This window comes from Rhizobium sp. Root482 (assembly GCF_001426565.1).
In the GTDB taxonomy this organism is placed as follows: Bacteria; Pseudomonadota; Alphaproteobacteria; order Rhizobiales; family Rhizobiaceae; genus Pararhizobium.
In genome coordinates this window covers 569,482-588,579 of the sequence record NZ_LMFA01000001.1, presented here as the reverse complement: position 1 = coordinate 588,579, position 19,098 = coordinate 569,482, and the positions used below count along the sequence as shown (strand labels likewise).

18 protein-coding genes are annotated in these 19,098 nt (G+C 60.9%); 11 read left to right on the top strand and 7 right to left on the bottom strand.

What is annotated here, in order from left to right; genetic code table 11:
* Nucleotides 1–117: 117 nt before the first annotated feature.
* The 5 genes from ASD31_RS02575 to ASD31_RS02555 form a co-directional block, all read right to left on the bottom strand.
* A complete protein-coding gene (locus ASD31_RS02575; RefSeq protein ID WP_056328839.1) occupies nucleotides 118–1,179 on the bottom strand; it encodes an ABC transporter ATP-binding protein in 1,062 nt (353 codons plus the stop codon).
* A gap of 13 nt (nucleotides 1,180–1,192) precedes the next feature.
* The gene (locus ASD31_RS02570; RefSeq protein WP_056328838.1) at nucleotides 1,193–1,981 is read right to left on the bottom strand and encodes an ABC transporter permease; all 789 of its coding nucleotides are present in this window, start codon (nucleotides 1,979–1,981) and stop codon (nucleotides 1,193–1,195) included.
* Nucleotides 1,978–2,847, bottom strand: a complete 870-nt coding sequence (locus ASD31_RS02565) for an ABC transporter permease (protein WP_056328835.1) — start codon at nucleotides 2,845–2,847, stop codon at nucleotides 1,978–1,980. The genes ASD31_RS02570 and ASD31_RS02565 overlap by 4 nt, the downstream gene beginning before the upstream one ends.
* 128 nt (nucleotides 2,848–2,975) lie before the next feature.
* On the bottom strand, nucleotides 2,976–4,082 hold the full coding sequence (locus ASD31_RS02560; RefSeq protein ID WP_056328832.1) for an ABC transporter substrate-binding protein: 1,107 nt from the start codon (nucleotides 4,080–4,082) through the stop codon (nucleotides 2,976–2,978).
* 236 nt (nucleotides 4,083–4,318) lie between these two features.
* Nucleotides 4,319–5,176 (bottom strand): MurR/RpiR family transcriptional regulator, encoded by an 858-nt coding sequence (locus tag ASD31_RS02555; RefSeq protein ID WP_056328829.1) that lies wholly within the window; start codon nucleotides 5,174–5,176, stop codon nucleotides 4,319–4,321.
* Between the two features lie 191 nt (nucleotides 5,177–5,367).
* On the opposite strand from ASD31_RS02555, the gene ASD31_RS02550 reads away from it, so the two are divergent.
* From ASD31_RS02550 to ASD31_RS02505, 10 genes are all read left to right on the top strand, one after another.
* Nucleotides 5,368–6,144 (top strand): N-formylglutamate amidohydrolase, encoded by a 777-nt coding sequence (locus ASD31_RS02550; RefSeq protein WP_056328826.1) that lies wholly within the window; start codon nucleotides 5,368–5,370, stop codon nucleotides 6,142–6,144.
* A 138-nt stretch (nucleotides 6,145–6,282) separates the two neighbouring features.
* Entirely contained in the window at nucleotides 6,283–6,792 is a 510-nt protein-coding gene (locus ASD31_RS02545) for a TRAP transporter small permease subunit (RefSeq protein WP_056328823.1), read from the top strand.
* Nucleotides 6,789–8,111, top strand: coding sequence for a TRAP transporter large permease (locus tag ASD31_RS02540; RefSeq protein ID WP_056328820.1), 1,323 nt, complete (start codon nucleotides 6,789–6,791; stop codon nucleotides 8,109–8,111). The genes ASD31_RS02545 and ASD31_RS02540 overlap by 4 nt, the downstream gene beginning before the upstream one ends.
* A gap of 137 nt (nucleotides 8,112–8,248) precedes the next feature.
* Nucleotides 8,249–9,304: a TRAP transporter substrate-binding protein gene (locus ASD31_RS02535; protein WP_056328816.1), complete on the top strand. Its 1,056-nt coding sequence runs from the start codon at nucleotides 8,249–8,251 to the stop codon at nucleotides 9,302–9,304.
* A 93-nt stretch (nucleotides 9,305–9,397) separates the two neighbouring features.
* Complete coding sequence (locus ASD31_RS02530; protein WP_056328813.1) at nucleotides 9,398–10,768, top strand: glutamine synthetase family protein; 1,371 nt, start codon at nucleotides 9,398–9,400, stop codon at nucleotides 10,766–10,768.
* Nucleotides 10,769–10,857: 89 nt separating this feature from the next.
* Entirely contained in the window at nucleotides 10,858–11,295 is a 438-nt protein-coding gene (locus ASD31_RS02525) for a helix-turn-helix domain-containing protein (protein ID WP_056328809.1), read from the top strand.
* The gene (locus ASD31_RS02520; RefSeq protein WP_056328806.1) at nucleotides 11,288–11,704 is read left to right on the top strand and encodes a type II toxin-antitoxin system VapC family toxin; all 417 of its coding nucleotides are present in this window, start codon (nucleotides 11,288–11,290) and stop codon (nucleotides 11,702–11,704) included. The genes ASD31_RS02525 and ASD31_RS02520 overlap by 8 nt, the downstream gene beginning before the upstream one ends.
* A gap of 18 nt (nucleotides 11,705–11,722) precedes the next feature.
* A complete protein-coding gene (locus ASD31_RS02515) occupies nucleotides 11,723–13,102 on the top strand; it encodes an aldehyde dehydrogenase family protein (protein ID WP_056328803.1) in 1,380 nt (459 codons plus the stop codon).
* Nucleotides 13,103–13,105: 3 nt separating this feature from the next.
* Nucleotides 13,106–14,251, top strand: coding sequence for an iron-containing alcohol dehydrogenase (locus ASD31_RS02510; RefSeq protein ID WP_056329346.1), 1,146 nt, complete (start codon nucleotides 13,106–13,108; stop codon nucleotides 14,249–14,251).
* 225 nt (nucleotides 14,252–14,476) lie between these two features.
* Nucleotides 14,477–15,169: a ParA family protein gene (locus tag ASD31_RS02505; RefSeq protein WP_056328801.1), complete on the top strand. Its 693-nt coding sequence runs from the start codon at nucleotides 14,477–14,479 to the stop codon at nucleotides 15,167–15,169.
* Nucleotides 15,170–15,215: 46 nt separating this feature from the next.
* On the opposite strand, the gene ASD31_RS02500 is transcribed toward ASD31_RS02505, so the two are convergent.
* Together ASD31_RS02500 and ASD31_RS02495 are read right to left on the bottom strand one after the other, a co-directional pair.
* A complete protein-coding gene (locus ASD31_RS02500; RefSeq protein ID WP_056329343.1) occupies nucleotides 15,216–16,505 on the bottom strand; it encodes an NAD(P)/FAD-dependent oxidoreductase in 1,290 nt (429 codons plus the stop codon).
* Between the two features lie 129 nt (nucleotides 16,506–16,634).
* The gene (locus ASD31_RS02495; RefSeq protein ID WP_082520387.1) at nucleotides 16,635–17,936 is read right to left on the bottom strand and encodes a L,D-transpeptidase family protein; all 1,302 of its coding nucleotides are present in this window, start codon (nucleotides 17,934–17,936) and stop codon (nucleotides 16,635–16,637) included.
* Nucleotides 17,937–18,197: 261 nt separating this feature from the next.
* Here ASD31_RS02495 and ASD31_RS02490 point away from each other — a divergent pair, with 261 nt between their 5' ends.
* The gene (locus tag ASD31_RS02490) at nucleotides 18,198–19,049 is read left to right on the top strand and encodes a DUF4432 family protein (RefSeq protein ID WP_056328795.1); all 852 of its coding nucleotides are present in this window, start codon (nucleotides 18,198–18,200) and stop codon (nucleotides 19,047–19,049) included.
* Nucleotides 19,050–19,098 lie beyond the last annotated feature (49 nt).

The following is a 19,098-nucleotide window of genomic DNA, read 5'->3' as shown; positions in this document are numbered from 1 at the left end:
ATCGCTTGCGAAGCGTCCCGGAAAAAGTGATTCACCCTGCGATCAGGAGAAATCCCGACGGCAAGCATCAGGCCCAAATGGCGTTTGACGTATCGCCGCCTGCGCCAGGCGCATATCCTATTCGCGGATGATCAAAAGGTCGCTGGCGGTAAAGCGCAGCGTCACCGTTTCACCGACGGCGGGCGGGCTGAGGCCCGGCGCATTGAACATGTCGAAGGAAATGACCGCGTCGCCGACTTTCATGCGGGTGCGGATGACGGAGCCGAGAAAATTGCTGGAGACGACTTTTCCGGTCAGCGCCGTGTCGCCCTTGGCGCCTTCGGCGATCGAGCCCGCTTCCGGGCGGAGGGCGAGCGATACCGTGTCGCCGGCCTTGACGGCGCCGAGCGGTTCGCGAAGCGTGATGGCCTGATCGCCGATCGCGATCCGGTTGGCGGCCGGATCGATCACCTTCGCTTCGATGAGGTTCAGCGTGCCGACGAAGGAAGCGACGAAGCGCGTCGCCGGCCTGTTATAGATTTCGAAGGGCGATCCGATCTGGTCGGCGCGGCCGCCGTTCATCACCACGATGCGGTCGGAGATCGACAGCGCCTCTTCCTGGTCGTGGGTCACGAAGACAGTGGTGATGCCGAGCTGCTGCTGGATCATCCGGATTTCCTCGCGCAGCGACACGCGGATCTTTGCATCCAGCGCCGATAGGGGCTCATCGAGGAGCAGCACCTGCGGCTTGGGCGCGAGCGCGCGGGCCAGCGCCACGCGCTGCTGCTGGCCGCCGGACATCTGGTAGGGGTAGCGATCGGCGAGATGGTCGAGCTTGATCAGACCGAGCATCTCGTTGACGCGGGCATCGATCTCGGCCTTCGGCTTGCCGGCGACCTTCAGGCCGAAGGCGACATTTTCCGCCACGTTCATATTCGGGAACAGCGCATAGGCCTGGAAGACCATGCCGATATTGCGCTGGTTCGGCTTGAGGTTCGCCTGGCTCCTGCCGTCGATGCTGATCTCGCCGCCGCTGGGGCTCTCGAAGCCCGCGATCATGCGCAGTACCGTCGTCTTGCCGCAACCCGACGGTCCGAGGAAGGAGACGAATTCGCCTTTCTCGATCGTCATGTCGAAGTCGCGGACGACCTGGACCGCGCCGAAGGATTTCTGGATTTTGCTCAGTGTCAGGAACGTCATGGCAGTAAAATCCTCAGGCCTTGCGCGGCGCGGTTTTCTGGAGGCGGGAGACGAGCTGAAGCAGACCCATGCTCAACCAGGTGATGGCAAAGGCGATGATTGCAAGCGCGGATGGTTCATAGGCCTTGTTGGCGCCGACCAGTTGCAGGTAGGGGCCGAAGGCCGGACGGTTAAGCAGCGCTGCCATGGTGAACTCACCCATGACGATAGCGAAGGTGATGAAGGCGCCCGAGAGAACGCCGCTCATGACATTCGGGAAGATGCAGCGGAACATGATGGTCGGCCATCTGGCGCCCAGGCTTTCTGCCGCCTCCGTCAAGGTCGCCACGTCGATCGACCGCATGGCTGTATCGATCGCGCGATACATATAGGGGAGGGAGAGGGTGATGTAGGAGAGCATCAGGAGGGCATTGGTGCCGCTGGTCGAATTGGTCAGCGGTATGAAGGATGAGGAATTGTAGAGCCGCAGATAGCCGAAGACGATGACGATCGCCGGAATGACCAGCGGCAAAAGCGTGATAAACTCGACGACCGGCCGGATCTGCGGCAGGCGCAGGCGGACCCAGTAGGCGGTGGGTACGACCAGCAGGATGCCGAAGATGATGGTGAAAAACGCCATCAGCATGGAATAACCGAAAGTCGCCCGGAACTGCATGTCGGAGAACACCGACTGGTAGGCATCGAAGGAATATTCGCCGCGCCGCATGCGCAGCGAAAATTCGAAGGTGCCGATCAGCGGCACGATGAAATAAACGACGCCGATGGCGATAGCGACCCAGGCGAGAAGGCGGTTCGTCTTCATTTCTGCCACCGTTCGGCGCGCGAGCGCAGCCAGATATAGAGCACGTTTGACAGGCCGGTGATGACGATCATGCCGAGTGCCAGCGCATAGCCGAGATTGGGATTGTGCAGGACGTCGCCGCGGATCTGCGCATAGAGAAGAATGGGCACGATATTGAGCGAGGAACCGGTCAGCGCATAGGCCGTGGCGATGGCGCCGAAGGCATTGGCGAACAACAGCAGCGTCGTGCCCATCAGGCTCGGCCACAGGATCGGCAGGCCGATCATCCGCCAGTATTGCCAGGTGGAAGCGCCGAGGATCTCGGAAGCCTCGCGCCATTCCTTCTTCAGCCCGTCGAGCGCCGGCGTCAGGATCAGCACCATCAGCGGAATCTGGAAGAACATGTAGGTGATGGTCAGTCCGAGGAAGGACAGGAGGTTGAAGCCGGTGCCGTAGAGATTGAAGCCGAACCATTCTCGCAGCAGCAGCGTCACCAGGCCGGTGCGCCCGAGCGTGGCGATGAAGGCGAAGGCAAGCGGCACGCCGGCGAAGTTCGAGGCGACACCCGAGAAGGTCAAAAGCCCCGACCGGATCCAGGACGGCAGTCCGCCCAGCACCACCGCCCAGGCGAGCATGAAGCCGATCACCGCGCCACCCAGCGAAGAGGCGACGGAAACCTTGATGCTGATCCAGTAGGCGCTGAGGATCGTGGGATGGGCGAGATCGGCGATGTTCTTGAAGGTGAACTCGCCGGCCGGATTGAAGAAGGCGCCCGTGACGAGATAGAGCGTCGGCAGGATCAGGAACATGAAGGCAAAGATCATGAACGGCGCGATGCCGAGCCAATCGACGATCTTGCGGCGGTCTATGAGGTTTGCGGTGTTCATGAAAGGCGGCTATCCCGACTGGAGGCATTGAACGAATGGATGCGGACAAGGCCTCGGTGCAAACCTGTTGCACCGAGGCCGGAAGCTGATCCCCACCGTTCGGCGGGGATCGTCCGGGCTTGGCCGGCTTACTGGACGTTGGCGCCGACGACGCTGTCCCATTTTGTAGTGATCACGGCCTTGCCGGCTTCCTGCTCCTCGAGCGTCGGGAAGACAGCCTTTTCATAGGCCGCTGCCGGCGGCAGCTTGTCGAGCATTTCCTGCGGAACCTTGCCGTTCTTCACGAGATCGTTGAAGCGGATCGGGTGGCAATAGCCCTTCAGGTAACCGAGCTGGCCTTCGTCCGAATAGAGATATTCCATCCAGAGCTTGGCGGCGTTCGGATGCGGAGCGAAAGCGGAGATCGCCTGCACATAGACGCCGGCGACGACGCCCGTTTCCGGAACGACGACTTCGAGCGGCGGGTTGCCGGCCAGCGTGTCGCGCCAGGAAAGGCCGTTATAGTCCCAGGCGACGACGATCGGGGTCGAGCCCTGGGCAAGCGAAGCGGACTTGCCGATGACCGGAACGAAGTTACCGGCCTTGTTGATCTCGGAAAACAACGCAAGGCCTGCTTCGCCGGCCTTGGTCGCATCCGTTTCACCGGCGGCAAGGCCGGCGGCATAGGCGGCCTGCACGGCCTGGTTGGAGGTGCGCGGGTCGCCGGCGAGCGCGACGGCGTTGGCATAGTCGGCCTTGGTCAGGTCTTTCCAGTCCTTCGGCACTTCCTTGATGATGTCGGTGTTCACGATGAAGGAGAGAACGCCGTAATAATCGCCGTACCAGTGGCCATCGGCATCCTTGGCACTGTCCGGGATCGAATCCCAGGTTTCGACCTTGTAGGGCTGAATCAGGCCTTCGGCCTTGGAGGACGGGCCGAAGGACAGGCCGACGTCGATGACGTCGGGCGCCTGGTCGCCGGTATTGCCCTTGTTGGCCTTGATGGCCTCGATCTCGTCGCCCGAACCGGCGTCCGGGTTCAGTTCGTTGACCTGGATCTCGGGATATTTCGCCTTGAAGCCGGCGATGACGTCGCCATAGCCGCACCAGCTATGCGGCAGGGCGATGGTGGTCAGCTTGCCTTCGGCCTTGGCCGCGGCCACGAGTTCGGCGCTGGGCTCGGCAAAGGCAACGGCGCTCGAAGCCATCACCATGGCGGTCGAGAGCGAGAGCAGGCGGCGCAAATGTAAAGTCATTGTCTTCTCCTTTGGGTGTTTCAGTCAGTTTCGGTCGAAGCTGATACTGGGGTCCGATGAAGCTAATGTGACGATCGATGTTTCCTTCGCGGCCTATGGGCCGCATCCGGAACATATTAATTTCATTTCAAAAATTTCATTCCGATACGATGTGGGACAAACATTGCGTCCCTGAACCTCCATGCCTTGGAATGCTGTTGGCAACTACCGATGCAATATCTCCTGCCGTGCTCCTCCTAAGCCGGCTTTCGAAAAAGCTTTGTTGAATCGAACAGCCCTTCGAGCATTTTCATGCGGTCGTGTGTTTCGGTCCAGATGGTGCTTTGCACGGCTTCGATCAGTGCCTCGACAGCAAACAGGGTGACGACCGAACTATCCCAGGCGGAGGGCGCCTCGATCTGGATGCGAAAGACGCGGCGCGCCGATTTGGCGACGGGTGAACTCCACTGGTCGGTGAAAAGGATGATCTCGACGCCCCGCCCGCGGGCGGTACGCGCCAAGGTTTCCATTTCCTGCTCATAGCGGCGGATGTCGAAGATGATCAGGACGTCGCCCTTTTTCATGTCCAGCACGTAGTGTGGCCAGGAACTGGAATTGGCGGCGACTTGGGTAACGCCGGAGCGGACGACCTGCAGATGGGTGAAGAAATAATCGGCTAGCGCGCGGGTGATACGACCACCGACCAGATAGATGTTGCGCCTGGGATCGGCGATCATCGCCGCCGCTCCGTCGAATTCCGCCGTTTCCAGCTGTGCCAGGGTTGCGCGCAGATTGTTGATCGTGGCGTCGGCGAAGCGGTTGAGAATATGCGTGCCCGGCGCGTTGGCAGCCCAGCGATCATGCTTGTTGATGGGATTGGAAATCGTCGCTTCCAGTTCCTGGCGTAGGTGTGACTGGAAATCGGGGAAGCCGCGAAAACCGAGCTTCTGGACCATGCGGGCAACTGTCGGCGTCGAAACGCCGGCGTTCTCGGCGACAGTGGTGATGCTGCCGAGCCCGGAAACCGGGTAATTGTCGAGAAGTGTCTCCGCCAATTGCCTTTCCGCGCGGGTGAGCACGGTAAAATGGGCGTTGATCACATCCGACACCGTCATGGCGCCTGTAGAGCTTGTCAAATCCGGTCCCCTGGCCGGTCTCTGCCGGCTTTGTGACAGAGTAAACATCGCTGTCACAATTCGAGTCAATTGATTTTTTGAAGAGATCGTTTCAGATTCCGGTTGACAGACGCGTGATGGTGAAGAATTCTCTTCAGAATTAACAATCTGGCAAGTTTTGGGGACGCCGGGTGCTGCAAATTCTGACGCTGGCTGATGGCGATCCGGTCGCCTGGGAGAATGAGGATGGGCAGGGGCCTGTCCTTCTGGTGTGCGAGCATGCGTCGCGCCGGCTGCCGTCGCGCTTCGGAACGATGGGGCTTTCCCCGGACATCCTTGAAAGCCATATCGCCTGGGATCCGGGAGCGCTGGCCGTGGCGCGGCTGCTGTCCGAACGGCTCGATGCGGCCCTGATCCACCAGCGATTTTCGCGGCTTGTCTATGACTGCAATCGTCCGCCGGAAGCCGAGGCCGCGATGCCGGCGGTCAGTGAAATATTTTCCATTCCTGGCAATGCCGACATTTCGCCGGAGGAGCGGCAGGCGCGGGCCGAAGCTTTGTATTTTCCGTTCCGGGATGCGCTTGCGGCTTTTGTAGCCGGGCGCCGGAAAGCCGGCCGGCCCTGCGTGCTTGTGACGGTTCACAGCTTCACGCCGGTCTATCACGGCGTTGCCCGCCCCGTGGAAGTCGGTATCCTGCATGACACGGACAAGAGACTGGCCGACCGGATGCTGGCGCATGGCGTCGCGGACGGGCGCTACGACATTCGCCGCAACGAGCCTTACGGCCCGACCGACGGGGTGACGCATACACTGATCGAGCACGGCATCAGAACCGGGCAGTTCAACGTGATGATCGAGATCCGCAACGATCTCGTAAAGGACGAGGTCGGCCAAAGGGTCATGGCCGACTACCTGGCGGATTTGCTGCTGAAAAGCATTGCGGATCTCGCCAAGGCGCAAAAATAAGACTCGAAAAGGGGAGCGGCATGTCCGCGAAAGACAGGGTTCAATTCTCGAACGGGGAGGAGAAAACAGATGGACCGGCTTATCTGCCAGGAGGTTTTTCCACGAACTGAATATGCCCGGTACGGGAGGTCCGGGTAGATGCCTGATTTCATAAAATCCTATGTGAGGGCCGTCGACGGGTTCAATCGGCGTGTCGGCCTTTTCGCGATGTATCTGATTTTCGCGATGTTCGCGATCCTGCTTTATTCTTCCGTCTCGAAGGCGTTCCACCTGCCGGCGAACTGGACGCTGGAATCGGCGCAGTTCACCATGGCCGCCTACTATATGCTGGGCGGAGCCTTTGCCATGCAGACGAGCGACCATGTGCGCATGGACCTGTTCTACGGGTCATGGTCGCTGCGCAGACGGGCGGCTTTCGACCTCGTCACGGCGATCGCGCTGATCGTGTTCCTCGGCTTCATGCTGTATGGCGGCATTAGCAGCACGGCCTACGCCATCGCCTACAAAGAAAAGAGTTTCTCCGCCTGGGCACCCTACATGGCGCCGATCAAGATCGTCATGACCTTCGGCGTCGTGATGATGCTGGCGCAGGCCAGTTCGTCGCTCTTCAAGGATATCGCTGAATTGCGGGGAAGGCCTATCGCATGAGTTATGAATTCATCGCCATCACGATGTTCGCCGCCATGATGGTGCTGCTGCTCACGGGGCAGCGCGTCTTTGCCGTCATCGGTTTTGTCGGCGTTGTGGCGGCCTATCTGCTATGGGGCACGGGCGGGTCCGAGATGGGCTTTGCCTCCGCAATGAAGCTCGTCAAATGGTATCCAATGCTGACGGTGCCCATGTTCATTTTCATGGGTTACATGCTGTCGGAATCCGGCATCGCCGAAGACCTCTACAAGGCTTTCCACGTCTGGATGGGCCCGATCAATGGCGGTCTTGCGCTTGGCACGATCGGCCTCATGGTGCTTATCTCGGCCATGAACGGCCTGTCCGTCGCCGGCATGGCCATCGGCGCAACCATCGCGCTGCCGGAACTGCTGCGCCGCGGCTACGACAAGGTGATGACGACCGGCGTGGTGCAGGGCGGTTCGACGCTCGGCATCCTCATTCCGCCGAGTATCGTTCTCGTACTCTACGGCATGATTGCCCGCGTACCGGTCGGGCAGCTCTGGCTTGCCGGCGTCTTCCCGGGCCTGTTGATGGCCGCGCTGATGGCGATCTATGTCTATGTCCGCTGCCGGATCAATCCGTCGCTTGGCCCCGCACTGCCGCCGGAAGAGCGAACAGTGCCCCTGGGCGAGAAACTGAGACTCCTGACGGCGGGCATCCTGCCGCTCGGCATCTTCACGCTAATGATGGGACTGTTCCTGAGCGGCACCGCCAGCCTAGTGGAAAGTTCGGCCGTCGGCGCGATTTCCTCGGCGCTTGTCGCCTGGGCCCGCGGTCGTCTGACGGCACGGCTCTGGAATGACGTGCTTCAGAAAACGCTCGGCATCACCTGCATGTTCATGTGGATTCTGATCGCCTCGCTCTGCTTCGGCGCCGTTTTCGATGGTCTCGGCGCGGTGAAATCGATCGAGCGCTTCTTCCTCGGCGATCTCGGCCTGGAGCCCTGGCAGGTGCTGGTGCTGATGCAGCTCTCCTTCCTGATCATGGGGATGTTCCTCGACGACACGGCAATGCTCGTCATCGTCGCGCCGCTCTACATTCCATTGGTGCAGAAGCTGGGCTTCGATCTGGTCTGGTATGGCATTCTCTACACGATCACCTGCCAGATCGCCTATATCACGCCGCCCTTCGGCTACAACCTGTTCATGATGCGCGCCATGGCGCCGCCCGGCATCACGATGTCCGACATCTACAAGTCGATCTGGCCGTTCGTCGGGATCATGCTTGCCAGCCTGATCATCATCGGCTGCTTCCCGGAGATCGCGACATGGCTGCCGGAGAATTTTTACGCGAAGTGACAATGAACGACATCCCGGCGGGAAACCGCCGGGATGCAACGGAGTAATGAGGCCGACAGAAGAAAAACACGATCGATCGACCGGGATGAACGGCCGTTTCCGGTAAAAACGAGACCTATAACCAGAGGGATAGAAACATGACCAACAGACGGCAATTTCTCACACGGGCTGGGGCGGTGACATTGGGCGCGGCCGGCGCCGCAACGCTCTCCACGCCGGCGATCGTGAAGGCACAGACGGCCATCAAATGGCGTTTTCAGACCTATGCCGGTGCGGCACTCGGCGAGCACGTGACCAAACCGATCGTGGATGCGATCAATGCTGCGGCCAAGGGTGAGCTTGAAATCGAGCTCTATTACGCGGACCAGATCGTGCCGACCGGCGAACTCTTCCGCGCGCTTCAGGCCGGCACCATCGATGCCGTCCATTCGGACGACGATTCCATGGCCTCGCCGGCGGAGGTCGCCACGTTTGGCGGCTATTTCCCGCTTGCCACCAAGCAGATTCTCGACGTGCCCGTGCTCTTCAAGCAATACGGTCTCGCCGACATCTGGAAGTCGGCCTATGAGAAGGTCGGCGGCGTCGTCTGGCTCTCGTCTTCGGGCCAGGATCCCTGCCACTTCAATACCAAGAAGCCGATCACCTCGCTCAAGGACCTCGAAGGACTGCGGCTCTACACCTTCCCGACCGCCGGTCGCTTCCTCAGCCAGTTCGGCGTCGTGCCGGTCACCATTCCCTACGAGGATGCGCAGGTGGCCGTCCAGACCGGCGAACTCGACGGCATGGCCTGGTCGGGCATCACCGAGGACTACACGGTGGGCTGGGCCGATGTGACCGACCATTTCCTGACGAACAATATTTCGGGTGCCTGGATCGGCTCCTTCTTCGTCAACGAGCAGAAATGGGCGGAACTGCCGGAGCACCTCAAGGGGCTTGTCCTGACCGCAATCGAAGCCGGCAACAACTACCGCAACCAGTGGTACTGGGGCGGCGAGGCGAAGCTGCGTGCCGGCGGAGACAAGCTCAAGCTGACCAGCATACCGGCTGCCGACTGGAAGCCTGTCGAGGATGCCGCGAAAGTGTTCTGGAAGGAGATCGCCGGGCAGAGCGAGACCGCGGCAAAGGTCGTCAAGATCTTCGAAGACTACAATGCCGTCCTCGAGAAAGCCGGACCGCCCTACACGAATGGCTGACGGGGCAAGCCCGCACAATGAAGGCCCGGGAGCAATCCCGGGCCACCTCCAAACGAGAAACCCGAGAAGGGTCTGAACCACCAAGGTAGCGTCATGAGCACGACTTATACATTCGAAGACTTGAAAAAAGATGTTGCCGAAGGCCGCATCGATACGGTTCTGGCCTGCCAGGTGGATATGCAGGGGCGCCTGCTGGGCAAGCGTTTTCATGCGCAGTTCTTCGTCGACAGCGCTTGGGAGGAAACCCACAGCTGCAATTATCTGCTGGCGACCGACATGGAGATGGAAACCGTCTCTGGCTACAAGTCCACCAGTTGGGAAGCGGGCTATGGCGATTATACCATGAAGCCCGATCTCTCGACGCTTCGCCGCATTCCCTGGCTCGAAGGCACCGCACTGGTGCTTTGTGACATGCTCGACCACCATACCCATAAGGACGTGCCGCATTCGCCGCGCGCCATCCTGAAGAAGCAGATCGCCCGGCTGGAGGCCATGGGGCTGATGGCCTTCATGGCGACCGAACTGGAATTCTTCCTCTTCGACCAGACCTATGATGATGCCCGCAGGAGCGGCTATCACGACCTCAAGCCGGTCAGCGGCTACAACGAGGACTACCATATCTTCCAGACAACCAAGGAGGAGGATGTGATGCGGGCGATCCGCAATGGTCTGCACGGGGCCGGCATTCCGGTGGAAAATTCCAAGGGCGAGGCTTCGGCCGGCCAGGAGGAAATCAATGTCCGCTATGCCGACGCGCTGACCATGGCCGACCGGCATGTGATCATCAAGAACGGCTGCAAGGAAATCGCCTGGAGCAAGGGCAAGGCCATCACCTTCCTGGCCAAATGGAATTACGACGCGGCCGGCTCTTCGTCGCATATCCACCAGTCGCTGTGGAGCGCCGACGGCAAGACGCCGCACTTCTTCGACAAGGATGCCGAGTTCGGAATGTCGCAGATGATGCGCCATTATGTGGCGGGGCTTTTGAGCCATGCCAGCGAAATCACCTATTTCTTGGCGCCCTATATCAACTCCTACAAACGCTTCATGGCCGGCACATTCGCACCCACCAAGGCGGTGTGGAGCAAGGACAACCGCACCGCCGGCTATCGTCTCTGCGGCGAGGGCTCGAAGGCGATCCGCATCGAATGCCGCGTCGGCGGCTCCGACATCAATCCCTATCTCGCCATGGCGGCGCTGATCGCCGCGGGCATTGCCGGCATCGAAGGCAAGATGGAGCTTGAAGCTCCCTTTGTGGGGGATGCCTATGGCGGCAACAATATCCGCGAAATCCCGGGAACCTTGCGTGATGCAACCGCGGCGATGAATTCCTCGAAAATGCTGCTGGATGCCTTCGGTGAAGATGTCATCGAGCATTATACCCGCTGCGCCGAGTGGGAGCAGGAGGAATATGATCGCCGCGTGACGGATTGGGAGGTAGCGAGGGGATTTGAAAGAGCGTGAGATAATCGCAACGATAGCAAAAATTGTTGCTTTTCTCGCACTTTCTTGCGATTGTAACGCAGTTTTGTTGTGGAATTTGAAGAGCGCGCATGATCGACACGGTATGGTTCAATCATAAACTCACTGAGAAAGGCGTTTCACAGAGTGATCTTGCTCGGTTTCTCGGACTTGATAGGAGCGCTGTGTCCCGAATGCTGAAGGGAGGGCGAGGAATGAGTGCCGAGGAGCAAGACTTGATCGCCGCTTATCTCGGTGTCGGCCTGGTGGAAGTCGCGGCCCGGCGGCGTGGTGAGTTGACAGGTTTTGAGGAGAGCAAACAGCAAGGCTATGTTCATGACACCGCAAAATCGAAAGAACAGGATTCTTTGGTCAAAACGGTGAGACGCGATACGGCAAACGAAGACAGTGGTTCATTGTTCGTGCATCCCGCCTTCGGCTGCATGACGGGGACTATGACAATACCGGACGATTTGGATTTGACGGCGCCGATCGATGTCGAGTGGAGCGATAAGCTTTATAATGAATGAGGGACTTCTGCTCGATACCTGCGCGATCATCTGGATGGCCAATAGAAAACAAATGTCGCAGGCAGCAATGGATGCATTTAAGGCATTGTCGAACAATGGCGGCATGCTCTGCGTGTCCGCAATGTCCGCGTGGGAAATAGGAATGTTGATATCGCGCGGCCGGCTGTCGGCAACGAAAGATGCGCTACCGTGGTTTGAGGATTTTGTCGTCGCCGGCGATATCCTGGTTCATGAAGCCACCCCCGCCGTCTTAATTGACGCTGCGTATCTTCCAGAACCACTGCATCGAGACCCAATGGACCGCATCATCATCGCCACCGCCCGAAAACACGACCTTACCATCATCACCCGCGATCGCGCCATTCTCGCCTATGGCGCGGCCGGACACGTCAAGACCCTGGCCTGCTAGGCTTTCGGAGAAAAAAGAATGACCATGATCCAATGTATTTCACCCGTGAACGGGGAGGTTTATGCCGAGCGGCCAGCCGCCGACAAGGCTACCGCTTCGGCTGTCGTCGCGCGGGCCCGACATGCCCAGAAGGACTGGGCAAAACGTCCGGTCGAGGACCGTGTCAAGCTGGTGCTTGCCGGCGTCGCGCGGCTCAATGAGATGGTCGATGAGGTCGTGCCAGAACTGGCCTGGCAGATGGGTCGTCCGGTTCGCTATGGTGGCGAGTTCCGCGGTTTCAACGAGCGCTCTAATTATGTCGCGACGATCGCCGCCGATGCGCTCGCTCCGATCATCGTGGAAGACAGCGCCAGTTTCGAGCGCCGCATCGAGCGCGTCGCGCATGGCGTCGTCTTCGTCATCGCGCCCTGGAACTATCCCTACATGACGGCGATCAACACGGTCGCGCCGGCCCTGATGGCGGGCAATGCCGTCATCCTCAAGCATGCCAGCCAGACGATCCTCGTTGGCGAGCGCATGGTTCGGGCCTTCGTGGAGGCCGGTGTTCCGGAAGACGTCTTCCAGAATATCTTCCTCGACCATGAAACGACGTCGGCGCTGATCGGCGCCAGGAGCTTCGATTTCGTCAACTTCACCGGCTCGGTGGAAGGCGGACGGTCGATCGAGCGGGCGGCAGCCGGCACCTTTACCGGTCTTGGTCTCGAACTCGGCGGCAAGGATCCCGGCTATGTCATGGAGGACGCCGATCTCGATGCGGCCGTGGAAACGCTGATGGACGGCGCCATGTTCAATTCCGGGCAATGCTGCTGCGGCATCGAACGAATCTATGTGAACGAGAATCTCTATGACGGGTTCGTCGAAAAGGCCGTCGCCTTTGCCTCTGCCTACAAGCTCGGCAATCCGCTGGAGAAGGAAACCACGCTCGGGCCGATGGCGCACAAGCGCTTTGCAGCGGAAGTGCGCGCGCAGACGGCCGAGGCCGTTGCCAAGGGTGCCAGGGCCCTGGTCGATCCGAAGCTTTTCCCCGAAGACGACGGCGGCGCCTATCTTGCGCCCCAGGTGCTCGTCGATGTCGATCATTCGATGCGAGTGATGACGGAGGAGAGTTTCGGCCCGGTTGTCGGCATCATGAAGGTGAAGAACGATGCCGAGGCACTGTCCCTGATGAACGACAGCCCCTATGGGCTGACGGCTTCCCTCTGGACGAAGGACGCCGAACGTGCCGCGCGCATCGGCCGCGATCTCGAAACCGGCACCGTCTTCATGAACCGCGCCGATTATCTCGATCCGGCCCTGTGCTGGACCGGCGTCAAGGAAACCGGCCGCGGCGGCTCGCTGTCGGTCATCGGCTTCCAGAACCTGACTCGCCCGAAATCCTATCATCTGAAGAAAGTCTGAGTGATGACCATCACAGCCAATTGGAGCTATCCGACCGCCATCAAGTTCGGCGCCGGCCGGATCAAGGAACTTGCCGACCATTGCCGGGCGCTCGGCATCAAGAAACCGCTCCTGGTCACCGACCGAGGGCTGGCGCCGATGCCGATCACCCAGAACGCGCTCGACATTCTCGAGGCCGCCGACCTGGGGCGAGCCCTGTTCGCCGATGTCGACAGCAATCCGACCGACATCAACCTTGAGGCCGGCGTCAAGGCGTTCAAGGCCGGCGGACATGACGGCGTCATCGCCTTTGGCGGCGGCTCCGGTCTCGATCTCGGCAAATGCGTTGCCTTCATGGCAGGCCAGAGCCGGCCGGTCTGGGATTTCGAGGATGTAGGCGACTGGTGGACGCGCGCCAGCGTCGAGGGCATCGCGCCGATCATCGCCGTGCCGACGACGGCCGGTACCGGCTCGGAAGTCGGCCGCGCCTCGGTGATCACCAATTCGCAGACGCATACGAAGAAGGTGATCTTCCATCCGAAGTTCTTGCCTGCCGTCACCATCTGTGATCCGGAGCTGACAGTCGGCATGCCGAAGGTGTTCACCGCAGGCACCGGCATGGATGCCTTTGCCCATTGCCTGGAAGCCTATTGCTCGCCCTTCTATCATCCGATGTCAGCCGGTATCGCCCTCGAAGGCATGCGGCTGGTCAGGGACTATCTGCCGCGCGCCTATCGCGACGGCGCGGATATCGAGGCGCGCGCCCATATGATGAGTGCCGCCGCCATGGGCGCCGTCGCCTTCCAGAAGGGGCTTGGCGCCATTCATTCACTATCGCATCCGGTCGGCGCCATCTACAATACCCACCACGGCATGACCAATGCGGTGGTGATGCCGCCGGTCCTGCGGTTCAACCGGTCGGCGATCGAGGACAGGATCGGCAAGGCGGCGGCCTATCTCGGCATCTCCGGCGGCTTTGACGGCTTCTACGACTATGTGCTCAAGCTGCGCGAAGAACTCGGCGTGCCGGACAAGCTGTCGGCGCTCGGCGTCGGCACGGATCGCATCGACGAAATGGCGGCCATGGCGATCGTCGATCCGACGGCGGGCGGCAACCCGGTCGAGCTGACGCTCGAAGCGGCAAAGCAGCTCTTCAGGGACTGCATTTAACCTTTATCCAACTGGCCAACGACATTGACAGCCCGGAAAACTTCGGTTTTCCAGGCTGTTTTCATCTGTCGGTGCCAATACGAAGCCGAACTAGTTAATTCTCGTGAGAGGTGCATTCAGACTTTGTTAACCATGAACTGGAAGATTTGGTTAACCGGAGCGCGATGGTTTCCAGCGTTTTACGGGAGCCATGCGGGGCTCGAATTCTTTCAGACGGGGTGAGACATGCCAGTCATTACATTCGCGAATACCAAGGGCGGGGCGGGTAAGACGACCGCGGCATTGATCCTGGCGACGGAGCTTGCGCGCCAGGGTTCGCGCGTCACCATTCTCGATGCCGATCCGCAGCACTGGATTTCCCATTGGCACGAGATTTCCGGCAAGATCGCCAATATCGACGTGATCTCCTCGGTATCGCTCGCCTCCATCCAGGGGCATATCAACGAGAACAGGGCGAAAACCGATTATTTCATCATCGATCTCGCCGGTGCCCGCAATACGCTGATGGCGTCGGCGATCGGGCTTTCCGACCATGTGATGATCCCCATCCAGGGATGTGCCATGGATGCCAAGGGCGGCGCCCAGGTACTTGAACTGCTCTGTCACCTCAGGGAGAAGGCCGGCATCCACATCGCGCATTCGGTCGCCCTGACCCGCGTCAACTCGCTGGTGACGACCCGGGCGCTGCAGGTGGTCAAGCAATTGCTGGCCCAGCGCTCGGTCCATGTTCTGGAAACCCCGATCGTCGAGCGCTCCGCCTTCCGCGATATTTTCGATTGCGGCGGCACGCTGCAGACGATGGACGCCACCCGCGTCAGTAATCTTGACAAAGCCCGCGACAATGCCCGCGCCTTTGCCGACGAAGTGCGCCGGCTTGTTCCCGCCCGCGCCCTCGCGACCCTGCGCCGCGCGGCCTGATGGATCAGCGGCACACCGGCCGCGCGTCCTTGCGCGGCCTTCGGCGTCACAACCTGCGGTCGATGAAGTGCTTGGCCTGTGCGCCGGCATGGTAGAAGGCCGACTTGAAACGCCGCCACGGATCGGGCGTCACCGGGCTTTCGGCAAGCGGCAATGCATTGGCCTCGCCGGTCACATGATTGGCCAGCGCCCGGCCGAAGACGGTGCCCGGCGCGATGCCGCGACCATTATAGCCGCTCACCGAAAACACGTTCGGGGCCAGCACATGCATCTGCGGCAGGTTGTTCGTGGTCATGCCGATGCGACCGTCCCACCAGTATTCGAAGCGGATATCGCCAAGCGCCGGGAAAAGCTTGCGCAGCGAGCGTTCGGCAAAGGCGCGGTGCGTCCCCTCAGCCAGCGCGTCGAGGCGTCCGACACTGCCAAAGATCAGGCGGTTCTGCTGGTCCATGCGGAACGAGGTCATCACCAGGCCGGTGTCCCAGCAGCCCTGCCGCTCGGGCAGGATGGCCGCAGCTAGATTGTCCGAAAGCGGCGTGGTGGCAAACTGGAAATAGGGCAGGATGGTCAGTTCCTGCGTATAGCCGGTCCAGGGCGTCTGGCTCAGCATGTCGCCATAGGCATTCGTCGCGACGATGACGGATTTCGCGGTGATCGTGCCTGCACCGACGCTCAGTTTCCACAGGTCGCCCTTGCGCTCGGCCGACCTTAGCGGGGTATCCGTGTAAATCTGCGCACCGGCGGCAAGGGCTGCGCGGGCAAGGCCGCGGGCATAGGCAAGCGGCTGGATCGTTCCGGCCCGACGGTCGAGAAGGGCGCCGGCAAATCCTGCAGCCCCGGTCAGCGTCCGGGTCCGGTCGGCCGACATGACCTCGACCGGCGCGCCGAAGTCCTTCCATTGACTTTCCCGGTCGCCGATGTCCTTCAAGCCTTCCGGCCCGACGGCCAGATGCAGCGTGCCGTTGCGCACCGCCTCGCAGGACATGCCGTGTTTCTCGACAAGCTGGTAGACCAGCGACGGGCCATCGCCCAGTTCCCGCAGAAGCCGGGTGCCCCGATCCGTGCCGAGCGTCGCGATGAGGTCCCTGGGCTTCGTCCACATGCCGGCATTGACGAGGCCGACATTGCGGCCGGACCCGCCGAAGCCGATCGTCTTCGCCTCGGCCACCGCCACCTTGACGCCCTTTTCGGCAAGGTGCAGGGCTGCTGACAGGCCGGTAAAGCCGCCGCCGATCACAGCGACATCGACGACGATGTCGGTCGAGAGCGCGGCGGTAACGGGCGCCGCCGGCGCCGTGGCAAACCAGAGATTGGGAAGGGAGCGTTCGGCGGCCATCAAGGCGTCCTCATAGTCGGAATGGGCTTGCATTTCTCCGACAGATAAAGCATCGCCGCAATGTCTTTTAATGACAATATCTGATGATGTCATGACCCGGCGGCGCGGCCGGCAGCAACGACCGGATACTTAGTCGAGGAATTCGACGGTGGTGCCGACACTGACCATCTTGGCGAGTTCCGTCGCATCCCAATTGGTCAGGCGCACGCAGCCGTGGCTTTGTGTCTTGCCGATCTTGGAGGGTTCCGGTGTGCCGTGAATGCCGTAGGTCGGCTTCGACAGCGCGATCCAGACCGTGCCGACCGGGCCGTTCGGGCCCGGCTGCAGGGTCAGGACCTTGTCGTTTTCGCCCTGCTTGAAGTTGATCTTCGGATTATAGGTGTAGCCCGGATCGAAGGCGATGCGGCTGACTTCGACAGTGCCGGAGGGGGAAGGCGTGTCGGAGGAGCCGATCGTTGCCGGATAGGCGGCGATCAGCGCACCGGCGTCGTCATAGGCAAAGACCTGCTTGCGATATTTGTCGGCGACGATGCGCGCCACCTTGCCCTTCTTCATCTGGCCGGGCTCGATTACCTTGATGGTGGTGCCGGGCACTGAAAAATCCACGCCGGGATTGAGCTCGCGCAGATAGGCCTCGTCCATGTGGAATTTCTCCGCGAGCATTTCCGACGTCGCGGTGAAGGAAAGATGCGGCAGGGCGGCCTTATGGGCGTAGTCCTCGGGGATAGAGGCGACATAGGGACCGGCGGCGTCGGCCGCGGTAATCGTATAACTGATGATCGGCAGTCCGCCGGAAAAGCGCAGCCGTTCCAGGATATCCTCGGTATTGTTGGGATCGAGCGTTTCGCCGGTCGCCTGCTGCCAGGCCTCGATCGCCTTGCTGACGTTGGAGCCCTTCTTGCCGTCGATGACGCCAGGAGAGAAGCCCTCGCGGTCGAGGAAAACCTGCAGGGCGGTGATTTCGGCGCTCGATTTTTTGCCGATCTGGGTCGCCGCCGGCAGGGACTGGCGCTCAGGCATGGCTTCCTCGGGGGGCAGGGCGGCCATGTCGTTTTCATCGGGCAGGTTCGGCAGGGCATCCGGCAATTCCTGTCGTTCGACGCCCGGCGGGCGGACATCGCGGAAATCGGGGATCGAGCCGGTAACGGCGCCGGGTTCTGAAAAGCCGTATCCCTGGTCGGAATGGAAATCCCGGTTTCCATATTGGCGGCGCTCGGCCTGGCGCCGCTGTCCCGACCCCATGACGGTTGCCACGACATTGCCCCAGCTATCGACCAGTACGGTACGACCGCGGCCGTCGCGCATCATCTGCACCTCGCCGGCCTCGGGAATATAGTCGAGAATTTCGCCGCGCGGCGTGACAAGCACGGCATCGGCCGGAAGGCGGCCAAAACTATCCTGTGCCTGCGCTGCGGGGGCAAGCGCGATCATGCTGACGGCGGCGAAAAGGGCGAAGCCGGAACTGGAAACGAACGTCACGGTAAACCTGTTGTCTGGCAGTTGATCTCGGGGCGTACAAATCAAATAGGACGGTAATATGAAGAAACTGAATTCATTATGAACAGTTCCCTAAAATCCCGTTTTCATTCGAACCTTTCCTTTTCGAAGGAGATGTTGCGCGGCTCGCTTTACGCTAGGTTTGCGTGAGGAACCCAGCCGATTCCCGGAACGGAAGCAGTGGAGAACGCGCAAATGTCCATCAGGATCGGCAGTAGTGGCCGGGACGACGATGTCCAAATTCTTCTCGACCGGCAATCCGCGCTGGATATCGGCGCCTTTGTCGTCGATGGCGTGGATCTCTCTCCCGGCGTCACCATTCCTTCCGACGGTGACCGGCGCATCGATCATGCCCTGCAGGGTTTCTTCTTCACCTGCGGGCCGGACCATATCCGCCACCCCGAGCCGATTGCGGCGGGCGAGGGGGGCAAATATCCCCTGCACGGTTCCCTCTGTGGAACAGCGATCACGCATTCGCGGATGGCACCCGAGGGAGAGGTGCCCGGCTGCGCGGCCGAGATGGAGCTTCGCCTTGCCGATGGCGCAATGGCGCGAATGTCGCGACGCTGGACGATCGATGCCGATACGAACGAGGTCGCACTCTCGGACCGGATCACGAATATCGGCGAGACGCCGTTTGCACCCATGCTGATGTATCACATGAATATCGCCGGCCGGCTTCTGGACGAGGATACGCATATCGGCGGGTCCATGTTTGGCGATGAAAAACAATCCTGGCGCTTCGGCGACGGTGAAAGCGCGCATTTTTGCGTTTCCGCCATGCCGGGGGCGGATGATGGCTGGGCGCAGATCGCTCTCGGACCGTTCGCCGCCCTGTCCGGGCGCTCGCTGGTCGTCCGGTTTTCTACGGCGACCCTGCCGTTCCTGCAGATGTGGCGCTGCCAGCGGGGCGCGGCCGACGTGATCAGTATCGAACCGGTTTCGCACCGCCTGGCAAGCCGGACCGAACTCTCGGCGGCCGGCGAAATGCCGTTGTTGCAGCCGGGGGAGGCGATCGACTATGCGCTGGCTTTCCGAGTCGCCTGACCGCTGGCTTTGCAATTGACGCATCCGGCCGGTGGTTCTACATCAGGGC

Coding starts and splice junctions, on each gene's coding strand:
- ASD31_RS02575 (WP_056328839.1), bottom strand. CDS start 1,179: ATGACGTTCCTGACACTGAGCAAAATCCAGAAATCCTTCGGCGCGGTC.
- ASD31_RS02570 (WP_056328838.1), bottom strand. CDS start 1,981: ATGAAGACGAACCGCCTTCTCGCCTGGGTCGCTATCGCCATCGGCGTC.
- ASD31_RS02565 (WP_056328835.1), bottom strand. CDS start 2,847: ATGAACACCGCAAACCTCATAGACCGCCGCAAGATCGTCGATTGGCTC.
- ASD31_RS02560 (WP_056328832.1), bottom strand. CDS start 4,082: ATGACTTTACATTTGCGCCGCCTGCTCTCGCTCTCGACCGCCATGGTG.
- ASD31_RS02555 (WP_056328829.1), bottom strand. CDS start 5,176: ATGACGGTGTCGGATGTGATCAACGCCCATTTTACCGTGCTCACCCGC.
- ASD31_RS02545 (WP_056328823.1), top strand. CDS start 6,283: ATGCCTGATTTCATAAAATCCTATGTGAGGGCCGTCGACGGGTTCAAT.
- ASD31_RS02540 (WP_056328820.1), top strand. CDS start 6,789: ATGAGTTATGAATTCATCGCCATCACGATGTTCGCCGCCATGATGGTG.
- ASD31_RS02535 (WP_056328816.1), top strand. CDS start 8,249: ATGACCAACAGACGGCAATTTCTCACACGGGCTGGGGCGGTGACATTG.
- ASD31_RS02530 (WP_056328813.1), top strand. CDS start 9,398: ATGAGCACGACTTATACATTCGAAGACTTGAAAAAAGATGTTGCCGAA.
- ASD31_RS02525 (WP_056328809.1), top strand. CDS start 10,858: ATGATCGACACGGTATGGTTCAATCATAAACTCACTGAGAAAGGCGTT.
- ASD31_RS02520 (WP_056328806.1), top strand. CDS start 11,288: ATGAATGAGGGACTTCTGCTCGATACCTGCGCGATCATCTGGATGGCC.
- ASD31_RS02515 (WP_056328803.1), top strand. CDS start 11,723: ATGACCATGATCCAATGTATTTCACCCGTGAACGGGGAGGTTTATGCC.
- ASD31_RS02510 (WP_056329346.1), top strand. CDS start 13,106: ATGACCATCACAGCCAATTGGAGCTATCCGACCGCCATCAAGTTCGGC.
- ASD31_RS02505 (WP_056328801.1), top strand. CDS start 14,477: ATGCCAGTCATTACATTCGCGAATACCAAGGGCGGGGCGGGTAAGACG.
- ASD31_RS02500 (WP_056329343.1), bottom strand. CDS start 16,505: ATGGCCGCCGAACGCTCCCTTCCCAATCTCTGGTTTGCCACGGCGCCG.
- ASD31_RS02495 (WP_082520387.1), bottom strand. CDS start 17,936: ATGATCGCGCTTGCCCCCGCAGCGCAGGCACAGGATAGTTTTGGCCGC.
- ASD31_RS02490 (WP_056328795.1), top strand. CDS start 18,198: ATGTCCATCAGGATCGGCAGTAGTGGCCGGGACGACGATGTCCAAATT.